Annotated in this window: 22 protein-coding genes; 9 read left to right on the top strand and 13 right to left on the bottom strand. The window is 65.9% G+C overall.

Annotated features, from left to right (window positions below):
• Positions 1-3 precede the first annotated feature (3 nt).
• Positions 4-993 carry a Bug family tripartite tricarboxylate transporter substrate binding protein gene (locus QTI66_RS03910; protein WP_286557610.1) on the bottom strand — a complete coding sequence of 330 codons (990 nt, stop codon included), beginning with the start codon at positions 991-993 and terminating at the stop codon, positions 4-6.
• A gap of 145 nt (positions 994-1,138) precedes the next feature.
• Between QTI66_RS03910 and QTI66_RS03905 the strand changes: the two genes are divergently transcribed.
• Positions 1,139-2,035: a helix-turn-helix domain-containing protein gene (locus tag QTI66_RS03905; RefSeq protein WP_286557609.1), complete on the top strand. Its 897-nt coding sequence runs from the start codon at positions 1,139-1,141 to the stop codon at positions 2,033-2,035.
• Position 2,036: 1 nt separating this feature from the next.
• Here the strand turns inward: QTI66_RS03905 and QTI66_RS03900 are convergent, their stop codons facing one another.
• The 4 genes from QTI66_RS03900 to QTI66_RS03885 form a co-directional block, all read right to left on the bottom strand.
• Entirely contained in the window at positions 2,037-2,420 is a 384-nt protein-coding gene (locus QTI66_RS03900; RefSeq protein WP_286557608.1) for a hypothetical protein, read from the bottom strand.
• 108 nt (positions 2,421-2,528) lie between these two features.
• Positions 2,529-3,869: a metal-dependent hydrolase family protein gene (locus tag QTI66_RS03895; protein ID WP_286557607.1), complete on the bottom strand. Its 1,341-nt coding sequence runs from the start codon at positions 3,867-3,869 to the stop codon at positions 2,529-2,531.
• Positions 3,870-3,923: 54 nt separating this feature from the next.
• Positions 3,924-4,706, bottom strand: a complete 783-nt coding sequence (locus QTI66_RS03890) for an alpha/beta fold hydrolase (protein ID WP_286557606.1) — start codon at positions 4,704-4,706, stop codon at positions 3,924-3,926.
• Positions 4,707-4,717: 11 nt separating this feature from the next.
• Positions 4,718-5,587: a fumarylacetoacetate hydrolase family protein gene (locus tag QTI66_RS03885; protein ID WP_286557605.1), complete on the bottom strand. Its 870-nt coding sequence runs from the start codon at positions 5,585-5,587 to the stop codon at positions 4,718-4,720.
• A 226-nt stretch (positions 5,588-5,813) separates the two neighbouring features.
• Here QTI66_RS03885 and QTI66_RS03880 point away from each other — a divergent pair, with 226 nt between their 5' ends.
• Positions 5,814-6,671 carry a helix-turn-helix domain-containing protein gene (locus QTI66_RS03880; protein WP_286557604.1) on the top strand — a complete coding sequence of 286 codons (858 nt, stop codon included), beginning with the start codon at positions 5,814-5,816 and terminating at the stop codon, positions 6,669-6,671.
• A gap of 44 nt (positions 6,672-6,715) precedes the next feature.
• Here QTI66_RS03880 and QTI66_RS03875 read toward each other — a convergent pair whose 3' ends face one another.
• The gene (locus tag QTI66_RS03875; RefSeq protein WP_286557603.1) at positions 6,716-7,960 is read right to left on the bottom strand and encodes an MFS transporter; all 1,245 of its coding nucleotides are present in this window, start codon (positions 7,958-7,960) and stop codon (positions 6,716-6,718) included.
• A 108-nt stretch (positions 7,961-8,068) separates the two neighbouring features.
• Positions 8,069-8,794, bottom strand: a complete 726-nt coding sequence (locus QTI66_RS03870; protein WP_286557602.1) for a FadR/GntR family transcriptional regulator — start codon at positions 8,792-8,794, stop codon at positions 8,069-8,071.
• A 149-nt stretch (positions 8,795-8,943) separates the two neighbouring features.
• Here QTI66_RS03870 and QTI66_RS03865 point away from each other — a divergent pair, with 149 nt between their 5' ends.
• The 4 genes from QTI66_RS03865 (at position 8,944) to QTI66_RS03850 (ending at position 12,925) form a co-directional block, all read left to right on the top strand.
• Entirely contained in the window at positions 8,944-10,140 is a 1,197-nt protein-coding gene (locus QTI66_RS03865) for a mandelate racemase/muconate lactonizing enzyme family protein (RefSeq protein ID WP_286557601.1), read from the top strand.
• Positions 10,141-10,168: 28 nt separating this feature from the next.
• Positions 10,169-11,128, top strand: coding sequence for a 2-hydroxyacid dehydrogenase (locus QTI66_RS03860; RefSeq protein ID WP_286557599.1), 960 nt, complete (start codon positions 10,169-10,171; stop codon positions 11,126-11,128).
• Positions 11,129-11,190: 62 nt separating this feature from the next.
• Positions 11,191-12,207 (top strand): Bug family tripartite tricarboxylate transporter substrate binding protein, encoded by a 1,017-nt coding sequence (locus QTI66_RS03855; protein ID WP_286557598.1) that lies wholly within the window; start codon positions 11,191-11,193, stop codon positions 12,205-12,207.
• A 64-nt stretch (positions 12,208-12,271) separates the two neighbouring features.
• A complete protein-coding gene (locus tag QTI66_RS03850; protein ID WP_286557597.1) occupies positions 12,272-12,925 on the top strand; it encodes a glutathione S-transferase family protein in 654 nt (217 codons plus the stop codon).
• Between the two features lie 51 nt (positions 12,926-12,976).
• On the opposite strand, the gene QTI66_RS03845 is transcribed toward QTI66_RS03850, so the two are convergent.
• The gene (locus QTI66_RS03845) at positions 12,977-13,891 is read right to left on the bottom strand and encodes a DMT family transporter (protein ID WP_286557596.1); all 915 of its coding nucleotides are present in this window, start codon (positions 13,889-13,891) and stop codon (positions 12,977-12,979) included.
• Between the two features lie 49 nt (positions 13,892-13,940).
• On the opposite strand from QTI66_RS03845, the gene QTI66_RS03840 reads away from it, so the two are divergent.
• A complete protein-coding gene (locus tag QTI66_RS03840; RefSeq protein WP_286557809.1) occupies positions 13,941-14,510 on the top strand; it encodes a helix-turn-helix domain-containing protein in 570 nt (189 codons plus the stop codon).
• Between the two features lie 113 nt (positions 14,511-14,623).
• Here QTI66_RS03840 and QTI66_RS03835 read toward each other — a convergent pair whose 3' ends face one another.
• From QTI66_RS03835 to QTI66_RS03820, 4 genes are all read right to left on the bottom strand, one after another.
• Positions 14,624-15,598 carry a thioredoxin family protein gene (locus QTI66_RS03835; RefSeq protein WP_286557595.1) on the bottom strand — a complete coding sequence of 325 codons (975 nt, stop codon included), beginning with the start codon at positions 15,596-15,598 and terminating at the stop codon, positions 14,624-14,626.
• Between the two features lie 205 nt (positions 15,599-15,803).
• Complete coding sequence (locus QTI66_RS03830) at positions 15,804-16,121, bottom strand: hypothetical protein (protein ID WP_286557593.1); 318 nt, start codon at positions 16,119-16,121, stop codon at positions 15,804-15,806.
• Positions 16,122-16,230: 109 nt separating this feature from the next.
• On the bottom strand, positions 16,231-17,124 hold the full coding sequence (locus QTI66_RS03825; protein WP_286557592.1) for an NmrA family NAD(P)-binding protein: 894 nt from the start codon (positions 17,122-17,124) through the stop codon (positions 16,231-16,233).
• 75 nt (positions 17,125-17,199) lie between these two features.
• Positions 17,200-18,048: a helix-turn-helix transcriptional regulator gene (locus QTI66_RS03820; RefSeq protein ID WP_286557591.1), complete on the bottom strand. Its 849-nt coding sequence runs from the start codon at positions 18,046-18,048 to the stop codon at positions 17,200-17,202.
• An 80-nt stretch (positions 18,049-18,128) separates the two neighbouring features.
• Here QTI66_RS03820 and QTI66_RS03815 point away from each other — a divergent pair, with 80 nt between their 5' ends.
• Positions 18,129-18,548 carry a secondary thiamine-phosphate synthase enzyme YjbQ gene (locus tag QTI66_RS03815; protein ID WP_444814944.1) on the top strand — a complete coding sequence of 140 codons (420 nt, stop codon included), beginning with the start codon at positions 18,129-18,131 and terminating at the stop codon, positions 18,546-18,548.
• 24 nt (positions 18,549-18,572) lie between these two features.
• On the opposite strand, the gene QTI66_RS03810 is transcribed toward QTI66_RS03815, so the two are convergent.
• Positions 18,573-18,719, bottom strand: a complete 147-nt coding sequence (locus QTI66_RS03810) for a hypothetical protein (RefSeq protein WP_286557590.1) — start codon at positions 18,717-18,719, stop codon at positions 18,573-18,575.
• Positions 18,720-18,955: 236 nt separating this feature from the next.
• Between QTI66_RS03810 and QTI66_RS03805 the strand changes: the two genes are divergently transcribed.
• A complete protein-coding gene (locus tag QTI66_RS03805; RefSeq protein ID WP_286557589.1) occupies positions 18,956-19,411 on the top strand; it encodes a GAF domain-containing protein in 456 nt (151 codons plus the stop codon).
• Positions 19,412-19,451 lie beyond the last annotated feature (40 nt).

Raw genomic sequence — 19,451 nt, 5'->3', positions numbered from 1 at the left:
GGGTCAGTCCTCCGCGGTGAAGCCGGTGGCGCGCACGATGGGCGCCCACTTCGCGAGGTCCGCCTTCACGACCTGCGTGAACTCCTCGGGCGACTGGTGAATGGGCTGCAGGCCGTAGGTGGCCAGCTGCGTGATGTAGTCCGGGGCCTGCAGCGCCTCGCGCACCTGCATGTTCAGGCTCTTGACGATGTCGCCTGGCGTCTTCGCCGGCAGGAACCAGCCGAGCCATTCCTGCACGATCACATCCTTGTAGCCCTGCTCGACCAGCGTGGGTACCTCGGGCAGGAAGGGCGAGCGCTGCGCACTGGTCACGCCCAGCGAGCGCAGCTTGCCGGACTTGATGTGCGGCATCACCTCGCCGATGACGTTGAAGCTGACCGGCACCTGGCCGCCCATCACGTCGTTGAGCAGCGGCGCACCGCCGCGATAGGGCACGCTGGTCATTTCGATGCCGGCCGCCTTCTGCAGCATCATGCCGGCGAAGTGCAGTGCGGAGCCCGCCGCCGGCACGCCATAGGTGGCGAGCTTGGGGTTGGCCTTGGCCCACGTCACGTAGTCGGCCACGGTCTTGATTTCGGCGGGCAACCCCGGTCCGGCCGTGAAGGAGAAGGCGTAGGTCACCGTGGAGCACACGGGCGCAAAGTCAGCCAGCGTGTCGTAGTTGAGCTTCTTGTAGGTGTGGGGGTACAGCACCATTGGCGAACTGGGGATCTGCAGGATGGTGAGCCCGTCGGGCGCGGCGCGCTTGACGTATTCGACCGCAATGCGCCCGCCCGCGCCGGTGCGGCTTTCCACCACCAGTGCCGTCGCGTAGCGACCGCGCAGCCGCTCGGCCACCGGGCGCGCCACGTTGTCACCCATGCCGCCTGGCGGAAAGCCCGAGATGATCGCGGCCGTGCCGTTGAGTTGCGCCGCTGCCAAGCGCGGCAAGCCCAGGCTGCCCACGGCCGTCAGCGCGGCGCTCCGTTGCAGCAGTTCGCGTCGATTCCACATGCTTGTCTCCTGTTGTCTGGCAACCAGCCCATGCGCCGGCGCCCTGTTGTGAGGGAATGCCCTCAGCTTAGGCGTGCATCTGTTGCACGACCATGGACGAAACGGCAAGCCGCCTGTAGATTTCCGGCCTCCAACTGACACTGCCATGCGACCCAGCAAGCTCCTCATCGTCCCCTTCAAGGAAGTGCGCCACTTCCAACCGGAAGACAGCCTGCACTACGAGTCGATCCGCGTACGCGCGCAGCAGCATCATTGGAGAATTCCGGCCCACCGGCACGAAGGGCTGCACCAGTTCCAGTTGCTGACCGAAGGCGCAATGGTTGGCACCGTGGACGGCGAACGGCATGCGCTGCGCGCACCGGCGGCGTTGATGATCGCGCCCGGCACGGTGCACAGCTTCGAGTACCAGCCCGAAAGCAGCGGCTGCCAGGTGTCGGTGCCCAGCGCGGCGCTGGCCTCGCTCAGTGCCCATTCGCCGCTGGTGGCGCAGCGCCTGGCGCAAACGCTGGTGCTCGATGACGCGAACGCCGCCGAATGCAGCCGGCATTTCGACGACGTGGGCGAGGAGTTTCATGCGCAACGCGTGGGCCGCGCCGAGGCGCTGCAGTCGCATGTGGTGCTGCTCGCGCTGTGGTTCCTGCGCCAGGAGCAGGCCACCACCGGCGTCGGCAAGCGCGAGGCCTTGCGCGACACCCTGGTGCAGCGCTACCGAGCGCTGATCGAGCGGCATTTTCACGAGCATCGTCCGCTGGCCTTCTATGCCGATGCATTGGGCGTGACGGCCGACCACCTGAGCCGCGTCTGCCGCGCCGTGTCCAGCACGAGCGCGCTGGCCATCCTGCACGAGCGGCTGGCGCTGGAAGCGCGGCGCGTGCTCGTCCACACTGAAGCCTCGGTGGCCGACGTGGCGCAACAGTTGGGCTTCGAGGACGCGGCCTACTTCAGCCGGTTCTTCAAGGGCGAAACGGGTTGCGCGCCCTCGGAGTTTCGCGCGCGCATTGCCTCGGGCGCGCAGGCCGTGCCCGCGCGCGCAGGGCGCTGAATCAGGTCAGCGACGAAGGCGGCTTGGCGGCGGGCCGGGTGAGAGCGACTTCCTCGGCCTGCAGTTCGGGCACCAGCGTCAGGAGCCGGCGCGTGAGCCAATACAGGTAGGACGGGTCGATGGGGTCGGGCATCCTGAGCGTCTTGATCAGCCGCGGAAGCCGGTCGGTGAATTCCAGCGCAGCCAGGGGTTCCAGCACATCCGCGAGATCCGCCCTGACGTGCGCGTCCAGCAGGTCATGCGCATCCAGGCTGTGCCAGATGGCTTGCACCGCGCGTTCGCACAAGTGCGCGGCATCCGAGGGCGCGATGGGCATGGGGCTGCCGAAGGCGCCCGAGGGCATGCGGCCAGTTTCGTGGCGTCCGTGGCTTCTGGGTGAGGGCATGGGCTCTGCTCCTTCCTGACGCCCACGATACGCCGTGCCGGGGGGAAGGGCAATGCGTAGTCATGCTGCACTGCGGCGATCCTGCCACCCCGTTCGGTCGCCTGGCGCTCAATGCATCTCGGCAAGCGCCTCCTTGACGCCTTCCTCACGCAGCGGAAAGTCAGCCCCTTCCAGATGCAATGCGGCTTCCGCCGGCACGGGCGTCGCGCAATCCTTGTAGATCACGCCGTCCTTCATCACGAGCTGGATCTTCGCCGGATCGGTCAGGATCGACAGGTCCTTCAGTGGATCGCCATCCACCAGCACGATGTCCGCCAGATAGCCTGCCTTCAGCTGCCCCAACTCATCCGGACGCAGCATGATTTCGCCACCCAATCTGGTCGCCGCCATCAGTGCTTCCTTGGGCGTCATGCCAATGTAGTCCACGAAGTACTGCAGGTCGTTGGCGTTGGTGCCGTGCGGCATCCATGCAAAGCCATAATCGCCGCCGGGCAGGATCCGGATGCCGCGCTGGTGCATCTTGCGCAGCGATGCCGAGGCGATCTCCAACTCGCGCTTGTAGCCCATCTGCGTGGCGACGGCCTCTGTTATGCCGTACTCTGCCGCGTGGAAGGTGGTGCGGATGAGCCAGCCGATGCCCGGCGCGACGAAGTGCTTGTCCTTGGCCGCTTCGAGCATGTCGAGCGCCTCTTCGTCCGCGAAGCTGGCGTGGTAGACCATTTCGATGCCGTGCCGAACGCACTGCTTGACCGATTCGCTCGACCTTGCATGCGCAGCCATGCGCTTGCCGTAGCGTTTGGCTTCCTGCGCGAGCATCGCGACTTCTTCCTCTGCAAATGGCGACATCTCGGCGGGCAGGCCGGCGATGTATTCGCCCGAAAGGTTGATCTTCAGGTGATTGACGCCGTACTTGATGAAGGTGCGCGCCGACCTGCGGATTTCCTCCGGACCGCTGCACACGCTGCCGAAGCTCAGTTCCTCGAACTTCATGTGCGGCAGGGTGTTGTCGCCCAATGCGCCGATGGTGGTGATCTCCTGGCTGCCCGCGAGGTAGCGCGGTCCGGGGAATTCGCCCGCATCGATCGCATTGCGCAACACCACGTCCAGGCGCGGCTTGGCGGCGGCGGCGCCGATGGCCGAGGTCCAGCCCATGTCGAGATAGCGCTTGGCCACGCGCACGCACCACAGCGTGTGTTCCTCGGGCGGCATGAACTGGATGGCGGCCAGGCTCGGCTGGTCGTTCCACGAGAAATGCGTGTGCGCCTCGGTCATGCCGGGCATCAGGAAGCGGCCCTTGCCGTCGATGACGCGGGCGTCGTCGGTGGTCACGCGCCTGGGCGCGCGGGCGACATCGACGATGCGCTTGCCTTCGACGAGCACGTCGCCGGTGTAGGTGTCTTCGCCCGTGCCGTCGAAGATGCGGACGTTGGTGAATGCGATGCGGGTCATGCTTGTCTCCTCCGGCCCGTGATGCCGGAAATGGGTTGATGAAAAGAAACTGAATCAGTCCAGCGATGCGTGGAACTGCTCGAGTTCCTGCATGCAGCGTTGTGGCTTCTCGAAGGTGGTCCAGTGGCCGCAGCCGTCGAAGACCACCTGCCGGGAACCGGTGATGCGCGCCGCCATGGCGGCGACGTTGGCGGGCGGTGCAACGCCGTCCTGGTCGCCGGTCACGAGCAAGGTCGGCACGCCGATGCGCTCGATCTCCGCCGACTGCGCCGCGGCCAGCGCCTCGCAGCTTTGCGCGTAGCCTTCGGGTGGTTGGCGCATCACGCTTTCGCGCACGAGCGCCAGCACTGCGGGTTGCTCGGCCTTCGTCTCCTGGCTGGTGGCGGCCTTGACGATGGCGTCGGCAATCTCCTGCATGGAGGCGATGCCGCCACGCGCTGCCGATGCACGCGCCACGATGTTCGGCCGTGCCGCTTCAGGTGGCGCGACCAGCGGACCGAACAGGGCCAGCGACTTGATCTTGCCGGGGTTGCGTACGGCGAGGTGCAGCGCAACGACGGTGCCGAGCGAATGCGCCATCACGTGCACCGATTCGACGCCCAGTTCAGCGAGCAAGCTTTCGAGCGATGCGGCATAGCCTTCGATCGACAGTGGCTGCGTGAGCAGTGGCGAACGTGCGCTGCCAGGCAGGTCCGGGCGGATCACCTTGAAGTGCGACAAGGCAGGCAGCAAGGGCGTCCAGGTGTTCGACGAACCGCCGAGTCCGTGGATGCACAGCAGCGCCTCGCCATTGCCGTCGATCTCGACGGCCAGTCCGTTGATGAGTTGTGTGGTCATCGTGCTGCGCTTCAGACGAACTTGTTTTCGATTGCGCCCAGGCGATCGATTTCGACCCGCACCACGTCGCCTGCCTTCAGGTAGCGCGGCGGCGTCATGCCCATGCCTACGCCGGCCGGCGTGCCGGTGGCGATGACATCGCCCGGATACAGCGTGATGCCGCGCGAGATCGTCTCGATGAGCGTCGGGATGTCGAAGATCATGTTCTCGGTCGGGCCGTCCTGACGCAACTCGCCGTTGACCCAGCAACGCACGCGCGTCTTGGTGCCGTCGAATTCGTCGGCCGTCACGATCCACGGGCCCATCGGGCAGAAGGTGTCGAAGGACTTGCCCATGTCCCACTGGCCGTGGCGAATCTGCACGTCGCGCGCCGTCACATCGTTGACGACCGTGTAGCCGAACACATGGTCCATGGCCGCGGCGCGCGTGATGTTTTTGCCGCCTTTGCCGATGACCACGGCGAGCTCGGCCTCGTAGTCGATCTGCGTCGAGATCTCGCCGGGAACCAGCACGTCGTCGTGCGGGCCGACCACGCATTCGGGCACCTTGGTGAAGACGATGGGCCACTCATCGGTCTTCGCGCCGCTGTCCTTGAAGACCGATGCCGAAAGTTCCCTGGCATGCGCGTGGTAGTTGCGGCCGACGCACCAGAGGTTGCGCCGGGGCTTGGGCAGCGGCGCGTCGAGCGCGACGTCCGCGACCTTGACGGCGGGGCCGGCCGCGATCGGAGCAGGGCCGCCTTCGGCCATGGATTCGATGATGCTCAAGGCACCTGCGGCCGCCTGCTGCGGTGTGAGGTCGAGCGGTCGGAGGGTGAGGCCGTCGTCGGAAACGAGACCCACGCGGCGGGTGCCGTCGGCGATGTATGTAGCGATGCGCATTTCAATTTGCTCCTGTGATTTCTCTCTGCGGATTTGCGGTTCCGGTGAAGGTGCCGCGGGGATGGAGCAACTTTAAAAACGCAGCGCTTTGGGCGCTTATCGATGAATCCGGCGGCGTATCAGGGAGTCCGGCGCAGTGCTAGGGACTTACCCGGGTGCGCGCCAATACAAGGCTTGGCAAGGCGAACAATTGCGGTGATCGACTCACTGTGAAGGATTGGAAAAGATGGCGGAGGCCTACGCGCTGCACGAGGGAGCTTTTGGCACGGCGATCGTTCTCGAATCGTGCGTCAACCTGGTGTCGCACGCCCATTCCGAATCGCAACTGGCCCTGTGGCTCGGCGGCACGCGGGCGGTCGCGAATGTCGGCGCCGAGGTCGTGCCCTATGGCGAAAACGTCGCGCTGGGCGTCAACGCATTCGAAGCGCACGACATGGTGATGGAGGGCAGCGGGTCGTGCCTCTTCCTCGTCTTCATGATCTCCAGGCAATGGTTGGACGCATTGGGAAATTCAACCGGGCGCAACTTCCGCTTTCCTTCACCGCGCGTTCCCATCAGTCCGGCGATGCGCCGCTCGTGCTGGCGCGTTCTCGACCTGATCATCTCCGCGGACAAGTCGCGTTCGGCCATCGACGACGAAGTGGAGCGGCTGCTGGAGGCGGCGATCGCGGCATCGACCACAGGCGGTGTTGACTCGCCTGCAGCGGGTGTCGGCGTGATGCTCGATCACCGGCTTCGCAGTGCCATCGCACACATGCGTGAGCACGTGTCGGAGATCACGACCATCGATGAAATCGCCGCAAAGGTCGGATTGTCGCGCGCGCACTTCTTTGCGCTCTTTCGCGATCAGCTCAACACGACACCGCAGGTCTTCTGGAGCGGCGTGCGGGTCGAGGAAGCCATGCGCCGCGTCGCGGAAGGGGGCGCCTTGACCGAAGTCGCGATGGATCTCGGCTTTTCCGCGCCGGGCAACTTTTCGCGCTTCTTCAAGGAGCACACCGGCGTCTCGCCGTCGATCTTCAAGCGGGCTGCACGCGACCCGGCACCGGTGACGGTGACCGGCGTCCCCAGGGAGCGGATCTAGTGTCCCAGGAATGAGCGCGTTGACCGTGATCGCGTCGGCGTGACCTATCGAGCCTTGGCCTGCTCCCCGCTGCCCGCACCCACCGTGCGCCGCGAAGGAATCCAGTACCCCAGCGCCCCGGCCGCCATCAGTGCGATCAGCCCGGTGGCGGCGATGCCGGTGGCCAGCGAAAGGGTTGCGGCCAGGAAGGACAGCAACACCGGGCCGCACGAAGAACCGATGTCCGACATCAAGCGCCACACCCCCAGGAAGTGCGCGCGACCGTGCCGCGGCGAGTGGTCGGCGCCGAGCGTCATGATCATTCCCGAACCGATGCCGTTGCCAAAGCCGATGGCCAGCGAGGCGATCAGAAGCGTGGTGAATCCGGTGCTCAAGGGCATCAGCAGCATGGCCACGCCCATGATCAGCATGGACGGCACCGCGACCCAGCGTCGGCCCTTGTGGTCCATCACCTTGCCGGCCGGATAGAACACCAGCATGTCGATGCCGCCGGCCAGGCCATATACCAGGGAGGCCACCGCAGGGGCCAGCGCCAGGTGCTCGGCCCACAGCGGAATGACGGCCTGGCGCGATGCCCGCACCGCACTGACCAGCACCACCCCGATTCCCAGGGTGAGAAACACGCGGCGGTGATCCCGCAGCGTCGAGGCGAGCGTGATGGAGGCGGGCGCGCTCTGCCCTGCGGGAAGGGGTGGGGCCTCCAGGTCGGGGATGCGCGCGCCGATGGCCGCCGCGCCCAGTACCGCGACGATGCCGATGACGTAGGCCGCTGAAAGACCGAAGGCATGCACCGCCGCCGCCGCCAGGAAGGGACCGGCGAACATGCCGATGCGCATGACCCCGCCGAGCGTCGACAGCGCCCGCGCGCGGTACATGACGGGCACTGCATCCGTCATGTAGCTCTGGCGCGCCAGGTTGTAGACCGCCTGCGACATGCCCACCATGAAGCAGCCCGTCGCGAACAGCCCAAGGTGCGAGGTTCCGACGCAAAGCGCCATGCCCAGCCCGCTCCAGACACCGGCGACAACGATGGCCCACCGTTCGCCCCAGCGCATCGTGATGAGCGAGGCCGGGATGTTGTTGAGCAGCGAGCCGATGCTGATCAGCGCGACCATCAACGCGGCCATGGACACCGATGCCCCAAGGTCGCGCGCCGTGAGGGGAACGATGGGGAGGATGGCTCCTTCGCCCAGACCGAACAGCAGGGAGGGCCCGAAGGCCGGCAACGCAATCTTCCGCAGGGAAAACGTGGATGAGGCGGATGTGTCGGGGGCTGGAGGGGAAGACATGCGGCAAGTGATCCCGGCCGGATCGAAAACGACGGCCGCGGGCTTGATTGTGTCGCCGTTGCGCGATGGATGCAGTGGCGCGCAGCGTCGACGCGCCCTTTCAGGCTTTCAGGTCGGGTGGCCGAACAGCCGCGCAATGCCCCCGCGCAGATGCGCCTCCATGGCTTGCCGCGCGGCGCCTGCATCCTGCCGCTCGATGGCTTGTTCAACGGCTGCATGTTCCAGGCACACACCCGTGCGCCGTTCGCCCTGCGGCCGGCCCGCCAGGCTGCGCGAAAGGCCGATGCTGAAGCGGGTCTGGGGGGCGAGGGCGGTCATCGTCATGCTGAAGAAGCGGTTGCCGCAGGCCTGCGCCACCGCGTCGTGGAAGGCGACGTCTTCTTCCAGGGCATCGCTTCCCTCCGACAACGCCTGCTCGAAGCGCTCGCGGCACCGGCGGATGTGGTGCATCTGGTCGGTGGTGCGCATCAACGCCGCACGGGCAGCGGCCTCGCCTTCCATGAACAAGCGGAACTCCAGGAAGGCGCGGATGTCCGCGATGTTCTGCAGCGTGCTGATGGAGATGGGCTTGGCCTGGGGCAGCGCATCGGTCACGAAAGTGCCCGAGCCCTTGCGCACGTAGATGCGGCCCTCGTCGCGAAGGCGTGCCAGTGCCTGCCGCAGCACCGGCCGCGACACGCCAAGGCGTTGCGACAGCGCGGTTTCGCCGGGCAGCCGCGCACGCGGCTCGAAGCCCGGCGTGCCCAGCAGTTGCAGGAGGTCCTCGTAGACCTTGTCGCCCAGCAGTCGGTCGGCCTTGTGCGTGTGCGCGTGAAGGTCTGCAGCGTTGTCCATGACCCTGGATTGCAATGAATTCATATGACAGCTATTGACAGGGTAAGCCTGAAATTCGAATGACTCGATGACTGGGACAATCCTTTTCACGCCTTCATCGACGCACGAACGACCCAATTTCCCGCCAAAGATATAAAAAGCTGTAAATCATGTCAAGCATTCGCTGCCTTCGTACCTACCGCCTGCCGGACCGGCCCAGCCTGATCTGGCTCGAACTTGAAACGAGCGATGGGCTCGTCGGCCTGGGCGAGACCTTTCGCGGCGCCGCTTCGGTCGAGACCTGCCTGCATGAGGAGCTCGCGCCTTGGCTGCTGGGGCGCGATGCGCGGCACATCGAGGGCATTTCGCGTCATCTGCTGACGCCTTACGTCGGTTACAACGGTTCAGGCGTCGAAGTGCGTTCGGCCAGCGCCGTCGACATTGCGTTGTGGGACCTGGCAGGCCAGCGGCAGGGCGTGCCCATTCACGAGTCGCTGGGCGGTGCAGCGCGCCCGACCGTGCCGGTCTACAACACCTGCGCGGGCTACGCGTTCAACACGACCGGCAAGCGCCGCGACATCGGCGCGCAGGACGAAGCGCAGGGCCCTTACGACGACCAGGTGGCCTTCATGCGCGATGCCGGCACGCTCGCGCGCAGCCTGCTCGACGAAGGCTACAAGGCCATGAAGATCTGGCCCTTCGACATTCATGCGCCTGCGAGCGGCGGCCATCTCATCAGCCTGCCCGACCTGGAAAAGGGCCTTGAGCCTTTCCGCAAGATCCGCGAGGCCGTGGGCAACCGCATCGAGGTGATGTGCGAGTTGCACAGCCTGTTCGGCGGCCACTCGGCCTTGCGCATCTGCCAGGCGCTGGAGGAATACAACGTGTTCTGGGTCGAAGACCCGCTGTGCAAGATGGACGACGCCGCCGGCCTCGCCGACCTGCGGCGCCGCACGCGGGTGCAGATCTGCGGCAGCGAAACGCTGGGTGGCCTGCGCCCCTTCCGCGACCTGCTGGCCGGCGACGCGCTCGACGTGGTGATGCTGGACCTGGCCTGGTGCGGCGGCTTCACCGAAGGGCGAAAGATCGCCGCGCTGGCCCAGGCCTACAACCGGCCGCTCGCGCCGCACGACTGCACCGGCCCCGTCACGTTGATGGCCGGCCTGCAGATGGCCTTGCATGCGCCGACCGCCATCTACCAGGAGGTGGTGCGCGCCACGCTGGCCACCTGGTACCGCGACATCGTCACGGACCTGCCGGTGATCCGCGAAGGCATGGCCCAGCCAACCGTGGCACCGGGGCTGGGTACGCGCCTCAAGGACGACTTCAAGCAGCGCACAGACCTCATCGTGCGCGAAAGCCGCTAGTTCGACCGGCACTTCCCGGGACTTTCACATGCACATCCAGATCGTCGGACTCCATGCGCCCAACGCGCCGCGACTGAGCGCACTGCTCGGCCCCGGGTACGAGGTCGAGGGCCTCCCGTCTTTCCCCGCGTCGGGGGACATCCAGTCGGACGTCGTCATCAGCAACGGCATCAGCGCCGACGAAGCGGTCCGCCTGCGCTGCCGGCTGGTGCACGTGCCCGGCGCGGGGTCGGAACAGATCGCCCTCGCGTCGCTGCCTTCGGGAACCACGGTGTGCAACGTGCACGGCCATGAAGTGCCGATCGCCGAGTTCACCCTGCACGCCATCCTGGAACATTGCGTGCAACTCTGGCAGTACCCGGCGCGCCTGGACGCGGACGCCTGGGCGCAGGCCTACGCCAGCCGCGCCCAGCATGAGGAGGCCGATGGCAAGACGCTCGCCATCGTGGGCTTTGGCCACATCGGGCAGGAGATCGCGCGACGTGCGCGCGCCTTCGGCATGCATGTGATCGCGGTGACGCGCAGCGGCAAACAGGGGCCTGGCGAACTGGCCAGCGAATTCGTTGCCGCGTCGGCGCTGGACGATGTGCTTCCCCGCGTCCAGTTCCTGGTGGTCTGCTGCCCGCTGGACGACAGCACCCGAGGACTGATCGGCGCGCGCCAGCTCGCGCTGCTGGGCCCGCAAGCTTTGCTGGTCAACGTGGCCCGCGCAGAGGTGGTGGATGAGCAGGCGTTGTATGAAGCCTTGCGCGACGGGCAGCTGGGCAGGGCCGTCCTCGACGTCTGGTACCAGTACCCGAAGAAGGGACAGGCGCCTGTGAACCCTTCGCGCTGGCCGTTGCATGAACTGCCCAACGTGCGCGCCACGCCCCACATCTCCGCCATGACGCCGGGCCTGCTCGATCGCCGCTACCGCTTCATGGCGCAAAACATCGTGCGCCTTGAGCAGGGGCAACCGCTCCTGAACGTGATCCATCAGGCGCCTTGACCCACCTCACCAGACGTTCGCATTCACACGTCTTCTCGTCCACACATCCACGGAGATACCCCATGAAAGCCCAGACATCAAACACCCCGCACGCGCGCCCCCTGGCCCGGCGCGCACTGCTCGGCATGGCAGCCGCGGCGATGCTGGCCGGCGCGTCCTTTCCGTCTTTGGCGGAGGACGCCGCAGGCTATCCCAACAGGATGATCCGCATCACCGTGCCCAACCCGGCGGGCGGCACCTCCGATGTGCTGGGCCGCCTCCTGGCCAAGGAGCTGGGCGAGATGCTCAAGCAGCCGGTGATCGTGGAGAACAAGGCCGGCGGCAACGGCAACATCGGCGCGGCGTACGTGGCGAAGTCCGCGCCGGACGGCTACAACCTGCTGCTGCTGGACATGAGCGTGCTGACCATCGGCCCGAGCATCTCCCCGCAGACGACCTACAACCCGCAGAAGGACCTGACGCCCATCGCGATCCCGGCCTATTCGCCGCACCTGCTGGTGGTGCGCAACGATCTTCCGGTGAAGAACCTCGACGAACTTGCCGCCTACGCCAAGAAGAGCAGCAAGCCCATCAGCTTCGGCACGCCGCTGGCCTCGATCAGCCAGCTGGCCGGCATCCTGCTCGCGCAGGACCGCGGCTTCGAGTTCAACATCATCGGCTACAAGGGCGGTGCGCAGGCCCTTGCCGACCTCGCGGGCGGCCAGATCGACAGCGCGATGGCGAGCGTCGTCGCCACCAATCAGCTCGTGAAGGGCGGCAAGGTCAAGGCCATCGCGGTGACCAGTGCCAAGCCGTTTGCGGCCACCCCGGGGGTGCCAACAGTTGCCTCGCAGATTCCCAACTTCGTGACGGGTTCCTGGCAAGGTCTGCTGGCGCCCGCCAACACGCCGCCCGCGGTGCTCGACAAGCTGCAGGACGCCATTCAGCGCATCGTGACGCGCCCCGAGTTCGCCAAACAGTTGCAGGAACTCGGCTCCGAGCCAGCGGCCATGAACCGCCAGCAGATCGCGGCGTGGATGCAGACCGAATCCCAGCGTTGGGGCAAGGTGGTCAAGGACAACAACATCAAGGCAGAGTAGGGCGCGGGGGCACGCCACTCCGGGTCAGGCGAGAATCCGCCATCGCATCACCCGGAGGCTTTTCATGATCCCGACCATCACTGCCTTTGCGATGTCCCCTGACGGTGGCAAGGGACAGGCACGTGACATGCGTGTTCGGTGGGCGCTCGAAGAAGTGGGCCAGCCGTACGACGTGCGCCTGGTGTCGTTCAGCGAGATGAAGCAGCCCGCGCATCGCGCGCTTCATCCGTTCGCGCAGATTCCGACCTATGAGGAAGGCGATCTCGCCCTGTTCGAGTCGGGGGCCATCGTGTTCCATATCGCGCAGCATCATGCGGGCCTGCTGCCAGACGATGCAAATGCCCGGGCGCGCGCGATCACGTGGATGTTTGCCGCGCTCAGCACCGTGGAGCCGCCCATCATCGATCTGCAGACGGCCGTGCTCCTGGAGCATGGCCAGAGCTGGAGCGAGCAGCGCTTGCCACTCGTGAAGGATCGCATTCGTGTCCGGTTGGGCGAACTGTCCGCTCGCCTGGGCGAAGCACACTGGCTCGATGGTGCGTTCAGCGCCGGTGACCTGTTGATGGTGACGGTGCTGCGCAGGTTGATCCGATCCGGCTTGCTGGGCGAATATCCAGGCCTTGCCGCCTACGTCGCGCGCGGCGAAGCGCGACCGGCCTTCAGGCGCGCCTACGATGAGCAAGCCGCGGTTTTCACCGCCGCATCCGCCGGCGGCTGAGGCGGCTGAGGGGAGGGCGGGCGAGCGCTGTCATGCGCAACCGCCTGTCGTTTACGTCTTGGGCTGGCTGCCGGACTTTCCAGGCCGCAGTTCACTCACGATCACCCCAATGACGATGAATGCGGCGCCGAGCAGGGCCAACGCCGGCAAGCGATCTCCGGCCAGCCGGCCCACCAGCCCGGCCCATACCGGCTCGCCCGCATAGATGACGGTCGCGCGCGTCGGCGAAACGGATTTCTGGGCCCAGTTCATCGTCAGCTGGATGACAGCGCTCGCGAGCCCCAACCCCACGGCGCAGACGACCCAGACCCAGGAAAAAGCGGGCAGTTGCTCGCCCGCCATCGGCATCAGCGCGAGCGACAGGACGCCAGCCACCAGGAGCTGCACCACGGTGATGCGCTGGCTGTCGACACGCCCCGCAAATTGGCCGATGAGGATGATCTCGGCTGCAATCGCGAGCGTTCCGACCAGCGTCGCCATCTCGCCACCTGTGAGCGAAATTTTCCCGGCATCGGGGCCGGCCATCAGCACCAGGCCAAAGAACGCGGACGCCACGCCGATCCAGGCCATGTAGTGCGGCGGACGGCGCAGCACCAGCCATAGCAACAACGGCACCATCGGCACGTACATCGCGGTGATGAACGCGGACTTGCTGCTGGAGATGGTCTGCAGGCCGTAGCTCTGAAGTCCGTAGCCCAGGACGATGCTCACCCCGATGGCAGCGCCCGCACCCAACTCGAGTCGCGTGAGGCCCGCCATGCGGCGCCGCGACAGCATCAACGCAAGCAATCCCGCGATGACGAAGCGGATGCCGACAAAGAAGAGCGGGCCGGCATGGCGCATGGCAATGTGCACCGCCAGGAATGTCCCGCCCCAGACGAAAGTGACTGCAATGAGCGCCAGCTCCTGGCGCGACAGTGAAAGGGCCGAAGACGGGCGGGTCGCCTCGGCCGAGGTGCTGTTCATGATGTTCTCCCTGACGTATGCTATGCGCAGTAAAGTTCACATCATACCGATGAGCAATATAGTGCGCAAGTCGCCGCCGCGCGACGATGTCCTGGCCCACGTCGCGTCCAACGTCAGGCGTCTGCGTCAGGCAGCCGGATTGAGCCAGGCCGTGCTTGCGGATGCGGCAGGACTGAGCCGGCGCATGGTGGTCAACCTGGAAGGCGGCGACACCAACATCAGTCTTTCGAGTCTCGATCGCCTGGCGATTGCGCTGGACGTCAAGTTCGTGGATATCGTCAGCGATCCCCAGCGGCAGCCTCAGCGCATCGAAGCGGTCGCCTGGCGCGGGATCCATGCCGACAGCCATGCGACCTTGCTCGGGAGCGCGTCGGCCCGGCGTGATGTGGAGTTGTGGATCTGGTCACTGGCCAAAGGCGAGCGATACGAGACAGACCCCGATCCGCAAGGCTGGCAGGAAATGGTCTACGTGATCGAAGGGCGCCTGCAGGTCACGCTGGCCGAGGGTGCGAGGACGATTGGCGCGGGGGACTTTGCGATCTACAGCAGTGCGCAGCCTTATGGGTATGTTGCGCTGGGTGGGCCGGTTACGCGCTTCATCCGGAATGTGGTGACGTAGAGGGGGAGGATGGGGCACGGTGGAAGTGTTCGCGCTTCATGGTTCCGTCTGCGGACCTTGAGCGGACACAGGCGCCCATGGCATCGTCTTTCATGCGATGCCGCTCGCTTGGATCATGGCCCGAAGGTGAAGGAGTACGCCTGCACGCCTGGATCGTTGGCGATCAGCGTCAGGACGTGTTCCTTTTTCTTCGACGCGCCGGCGACCAGCCGAATCATTCCTGAGCGATCGAAGCGCGCCACGCTGTCGGGGCCCACATCGGCGCCGCGCGCGTCGCCGATCGGCTGCCCGTCGAGCAGCACCGTCATCGCCGATGCACCCGAGGGCCCCGGCTGGACAACAAGATTCACTTCGCTGGCGGTGAAAGGAAGAACGATCTTGCCGGTGCCCGACTGGAGTTCGATGAATTGGCGTTGACTGAGCCAATTGCCCTCCAGGGTGAACGCGCCTCGCTCACGTCGCCCGGTACCGACGTAGGTCTCGGGCGTGATCCCGCGGTAGGAGGGTTCGCCGGTTCTTGCAAACGCGCTCGCCTCGCGGCTGACCGCAGGCAACGCGGCGCCGGGCGTGGCCGCTACGAGCAGGCGCCGGATCTCCGACTCGATCTGGTCGTAGCTTCCTTCGCCGACCCACCTCCGCACCAGTTTGCCTTGCGCGTCGAAGAGGTACTTCGCCGGCCAAGCGTCGTTGCCGAGGGCTTTCCAGATCGCAAAGTCGTTGTCGAGCGCAATCGGATAGCTGAGCTGGTGGTCACGAATGCCCCGGTCGATGTTCTCGGCGCGCTTGCCGAACTCGAACTCCGGTGCATGCACGCCGATCACGACCAGGCCGAATTTGGCGTAGTCACGGTTCCATGCCTTGACGTAGGGCGAGGTACGAATCCAGTTGATGCAGGTGTACTCCCAGATGTCCACCAGAACGACCTTGCCGCGCAGCGCTTCGGGGGTGAGCGGTGTCGAGTTCACCCAGCGTTCGGCGTGAAGGGCGGGCATGTCGCGCGCGGCATGGGCGAGGCCGGGAGCGGCGGTGACCCCCAGAAGCAGCAAGGGCGTGAGGGCCGCTGCCGCCATGCTTCGAATCGATTTCATACGAACATCCTTTCAAGCTTCAAACTTGAGGCAATGAACCCCTGCGTCGTAGAGTAGTCGTGGTCCACCGGGAGATCAGACCGAGGCGTGGCGTCAGCTTGATGCGCGGAAGAAATGGCGGACGTGCGTGATGATGGCCTGCGGCTTGGTGCTTTGCAGTGCCGAGCAGTTCGACTCGGCGCCAAAGAAGTCCTGAAGCCGTGTCCTATTGAACCCTGACGATTTCCAGCGACTTCGAACCCTCATGGATGCCCGCGCGCTCGCAGACATCCTCCAGTTCGGCAATGACGGCGTCCACGCGTCCGAGAAACTCCGTTCGATCGCTGGCCGGTTGCTCCGCAACCAAGGCGCCCGACAACTGCGCCAGGCGCTCTTCACCGGCCAGCCGTGCCCAGTGCTTCACTTCGCAGTAGCAAAGCAGGGCCAGCCGTCCAAGGTCGGCATTCCTGCGCGCGTACACCATCTCGCCGGTGAGATCTTCCAGCGCGGTGCGCATGCGCTCTGGCAAGTTGGCAAAGTTCATCCTGCAGCGCCGCATATTCCGTGCCGCGTTGGCGCCGTTAGGTGCGGAGCCCTGGAGATTTCGTGTTACGCCTTGTGTGACTGTCAAACGACGCACGTGGTGCCGTACATCAAAGCCGTGCCCAGGCTGCTGCGATTTCGTCGGCGTAGCGCTCGAAGGAGGTCGGCGTGGCGGTCTGCGCGCTTCTGCCTTGCAGTGAGCGGATGGTTCCGTCGTTCATGCCGCGGGACATGGCAACGAGCAATTCGGCGAAGTCCGGCGCGAAGCCGGCCTCGACAAGAGCGTGGGCCATGTCGTCGCAGGGCAGTTGCACGTAGGGCAGGTCAGGCAGGCCAAGGCGCACGCCGAGCACGTGCGCGACCTCGCGGCTGCTCAGGTCGCGCGGCCCCAGCAGTTCGCGAACGATGGTGCCGCGCCAGTCGCGCTTGATGAGAGCCTGCGCGGCGGCTTCCGCGATGTCTGCGGTCGCCAGCATGGGCAGCTTCAGGTCGGGTGCCAGCGCATCCGCCAGCACACCGGTCGCGCGGATGGACGGCAGCGCTGCCAGGTAGGTCTCGAAGAATGCGCCGGGCCGCAGCAGCAGCAAGTCGAGTCCCTCGATGGCCTTGAGTCGCAGTTCCTGCTCATGCAGGCTCACGATGAGCCCCGTGCCCGTCGCCTGATCGGCACCCAGGCTGCTCAGGTGCACCACGCGTCGCACGCCGCTGTCGCGCACGGCCTGCGCCATGGCTTCGCCTTGCCGGCGCTGGTGCTGCAGGTAGCCTGCAGCCGTGGGGTCGTGCGGCATCAGCGTGTAGATGGCGTCGGCACCTTCGAAGGCACGCGTCAGATGGCGGGCATCGGAAGCCTGCCCGGCGAGGGTTTCGGCGCCGAGGCGTTCCAGGTCCATCAGCGAATCGCGGCTTCGCGCGAGGGCGCGCACCCTCACGCCTTGCGCGAGCAGCTTGCGAGCAATGGTTGCGCCGGTGCGGCCGGTGGCGCCCATGACGGCGATGGTGGACATATAGGGATCCTTTTCCGGGAGTGGAGGTGCTCGCACTTTGGAGAAGGTCGACGTCGCGCTCAACTACCTCGTGGGTCAATCTCCTCCGGTTGGGGCGTCCACGAGGCTGCGCACCGTGTCGGCCGTGCGCGAATCGACAGGGAGCCAAAGCTCCGTGCGCAGCGAGCCGACGGTCACGTCGTGCGGCAGTCCGTACACGGTCTGCAACAGCATGAAGCCGAGCGTGCCGTGGGCGGTCTCGAAGTGCAGTTCGAGGTAGGGCGATCCCGGGCTGTACGCCGGTTGCAGCGTGGGCAGGCGATAGCGCGATTGCAGCGCGTGTTCCAGGCGGTCCACGCGCTCCTTGAGCGAAGGCCGCGCCCATTGCTCCGCGCGCAACTGCGCGAGCAGAAGGGCCGCCGGCCGCGCCGCCTCGCGCACCCGCGACAGCAATCCGTTGGGATGCGCCAGGGCAGCGATCATGTCCAGCGACTGCTGGCTTTCGGCAAGGTCCGACCACACGCCGGGCATGAGCAAGTCGCACAGGCACCGTGCGCCGGGGTTGATGTCCAGTGTCATCCAGTCCGCGTCGAAGATGAGCCCGGCGTTCGGATGGTGAACGCGAAGCATCTGGCGCATGGCCGCCAGCGCTTGCGTCGTGGCGGAAGAATGACCGTTGATGCCGGGCGCGTCGAGCGCGTAGCCGGCATGCAGCAGCGCGGCATTGCGCAGCGATTCTTCGGCGCCGGCCTCGCGCATCCACGCCAGCAGCAGCGCGCGGCCGGGATGTGCGCGGCCCATCTCCACGAAGTTGACGTGGCGTTGCGACACGCCCAGTCGCAGCGACATTTCGAGCTGGCTGATGCCCAGCCCCGCGCGCGCGGTTCGCAGGAGGTGAGACAACTGTTGCGACATCGGCATGGCGGTTTCTACAACGCGTGCCATGGCTTGTCGATGGCGGGCTGGCGGGTGAGGGCGCCTGGCTTCAACCCATCGGCGCCAGCGAGAGCATCATTGCGCTGATGATTCGCCAACTCAGCACCTCATTGACCTTCGAGACCCGCGGCCGCGGACTGATCGAGGTCACCCAACCCGTGGCGGACTGGGTCGCCGAAGCGGGTCTTTCAACGGGTCTGCTGACGGTCTTCGTTCGCCACACCTCGGCCAGCCTGCTCATTCAGGAGAACGCGGATCCCGACGTGCGAGGCGACCTCGACCGTTTTTTTGCGCGTCTCGTCCCGGACGGCGATCCGCTGTTCCGTCACCGCGACGAAGGCCCGGACGACATGCCGGCGCATGTGCGTGCGGCGCTGACTGCGGTGCAACTGTCGATTCCGCTCACCGATGGCCGGTTGGCGCTCGGCACCTGGCAAGGCATCTACCTTTGGGAGCACCGGACGCGCCCACATCGGCGCGAACTCGCGCTCCATCTGCTGGGGGCCTGAGGCGCCGGGCTTGCAAGGCTGGAATCACTCCGATTGAGAGGGGTCCTTCTGGCTCTCGTCGCCGCCGTTGTCGTCGTGGCTGTCCGTTTCCTCGTTCTGCATGTCCGCGTCCGGAACTTTGGGCGGCTGCTTTGCGGGTGGTGGCTGCTTGTTCGGGGCCGTTGTATTCATCGATTGCTCCTTGATGGTGCGTGGCGGCGAAATCGCTTGCCAGAGTTGCACTATCGAACGGGCAATAGTTGCCGTCTGTCAGCCGGACGGAGTCTCGCCTGTGCGACCGGGGCCTACCCCAGCTCGCACCCCTGCGCTTTACGCATCCGCGACAGACGCAATGCGCGGTACAGTGCTTGCTCCAGCATGCGTCGGAGCGCAAGACTTTGCGCGGCCGAAGTTCAGGAGAGCAGCACGTGCGCAACGCAGAAACTTTTGCCGCGGTTCTGTCCAGAGGGGGCCCCAGCGCAGCCCTGGATTACTTGAACGAGGGCGTCCCGCATCGATACAGCGCGATCTACCGCTTTGATGGTGGGCTCCTTCGCAATGTGCTGCTGAGCGACAAGCGCGGCGAAGTCCATCCCGATTTTCTGCTGGCCGTTCCTTTCGAACACAGCTTTTGCCAGTACGTGCGTCGCGACCAGTCGTTTCGCACCGAGGATTCGCGAAGCGACCCGAGGCTCGACGGACATCCCTACCAAGGCATCGTCATCTCTTACCACAGCGTTCCCCTCACGGGCGACAACGGCATGCTGTGGGGAACCTTGAGCCACTTCGACATGCAAGGCTGTCCGTTGCCGGATGAAGAATTTCAGCTGCTTGAAAGCGCAGCTCGCCTGCTGGGCGGTTGCCTGAAGCAACTGGGCCGCTGAGGCGCCACGCCTTCGGTTGCAGGAACCGAACGAAGCCCAT

This window comes from Variovorax brevis, from assembly GCF_030317105.1.
In the GTDB taxonomy this organism is placed as follows: domain Bacteria; phylum Pseudomonadota; class Gammaproteobacteria; order Burkholderiales; family Burkholderiaceae_C; genus Variovorax; species Variovorax brevis.
This window is presented reverse-complemented; position numbering and strand designations above follow the sequence as displayed.

Coding starts and splice junctions, on each gene's coding strand:
- QTI66_RS03910 (WP_286557610.1), bottom strand. CDS start 993: ATGTGGAATCGACGCGAACTGCTGCAACGGAGCGCCGCGCTGACGGCC.
- QTI66_RS03905 (WP_286557609.1), top strand. CDS start 1,139: ATGCGACCCAGCAAGCTCCTCATCGTCCCCTTCAAGGAAGTGCGCCAC.
- QTI66_RS03900 (WP_286557608.1), bottom strand. CDS start 2,420: ATGCCCTCACCCAGAAGCCACGGACGCCACGAAACTGGCCGCATGCCC.
- QTI66_RS03895 (WP_286557607.1), bottom strand. CDS start 3,869: ATGACCCGCATCGCATTCACCAACGTCCGCATCTTCGACGGCACGGGC.
- QTI66_RS03890 (WP_286557606.1), bottom strand. CDS start 4,706: ATGACCACACAACTCATCAACGGACTGGCCGTCGAGATCGACGGCAAT.
- QTI66_RS03885 (WP_286557605.1), bottom strand. CDS start 5,587: ATGCGCATCGCTACATACATCGCCGACGGCACCCGCCGCGTGGGTCTC.
- QTI66_RS03880 (WP_286557604.1), top strand. CDS start 5,814: ATGGCGGAGGCCTACGCGCTGCACGAGGGAGCTTTTGGCACGGCGATC.
- QTI66_RS03875 (WP_286557603.1), bottom strand. CDS start 7,960: ATGTCTTCCCCTCCAGCCCCCGACACATCCGCCTCATCCACGTTTTCC.
- QTI66_RS03870 (WP_286557602.1), bottom strand. CDS start 8,794: ATGGACAACGCTGCAGACCTTCACGCGCACACGCACAAGGCCGACCGA.
- QTI66_RS03865 (WP_286557601.1), top strand. CDS start 8,944: ATGTCAAGCATTCGCTGCCTTCGTACCTACCGCCTGCCGGACCGGCCC.
- QTI66_RS03860 (WP_286557599.1), top strand. CDS start 10,169: ATGCACATCCAGATCGTCGGACTCCATGCGCCCAACGCGCCGCGACTG.
- QTI66_RS03855 (WP_286557598.1), top strand. CDS start 11,191: ATGAAAGCCCAGACATCAAACACCCCGCACGCGCGCCCCCTGGCCCGG.
- QTI66_RS03850 (WP_286557597.1), top strand. CDS start 12,272: ATGATCCCGACCATCACTGCCTTTGCGATGTCCCCTGACGGTGGCAAG.
- QTI66_RS03845 (WP_286557596.1), bottom strand. CDS start 13,891: ATGAACAGCACCTCGGCCGAGGCGACCCGCCCGTCTTCGGCCCTTTCA.
- QTI66_RS03840 (WP_286557809.1), top strand. CDS start 13,941: ATGAGCAATATAGTGCGCAAGTCGCCGCCGCGCGACGATGTCCTGGCC.
- QTI66_RS03835 (WP_286557595.1), bottom strand. CDS start 15,598: ATGAAATCGATTCGAAGCATGGCGGCAGCGGCCCTCACGCCCTTGCTG.
- QTI66_RS03830 (WP_286557593.1), bottom strand. CDS start 16,121: ATGAACTTTGCCAACTTGCCAGAGCGCATGCGCACCGCGCTGGAAGAT.
- QTI66_RS03825 (WP_286557592.1), bottom strand. CDS start 17,124: ATGTCCACCATCGCCGTCATGGGCGCCACCGGCCGCACCGGCGCAACC.
- QTI66_RS03820 (WP_286557591.1), bottom strand. CDS start 18,048: ATGGCACGCGTTGTAGAAACCGCCATGCCGATGTCGCAACAGTTGTCT.
- QTI66_RS03810 (WP_286557590.1), bottom strand. CDS start 18,719: ATGAATACAACGGCCCCGAACAAGCAGCCACCACCCGCAAAGCAGCCG.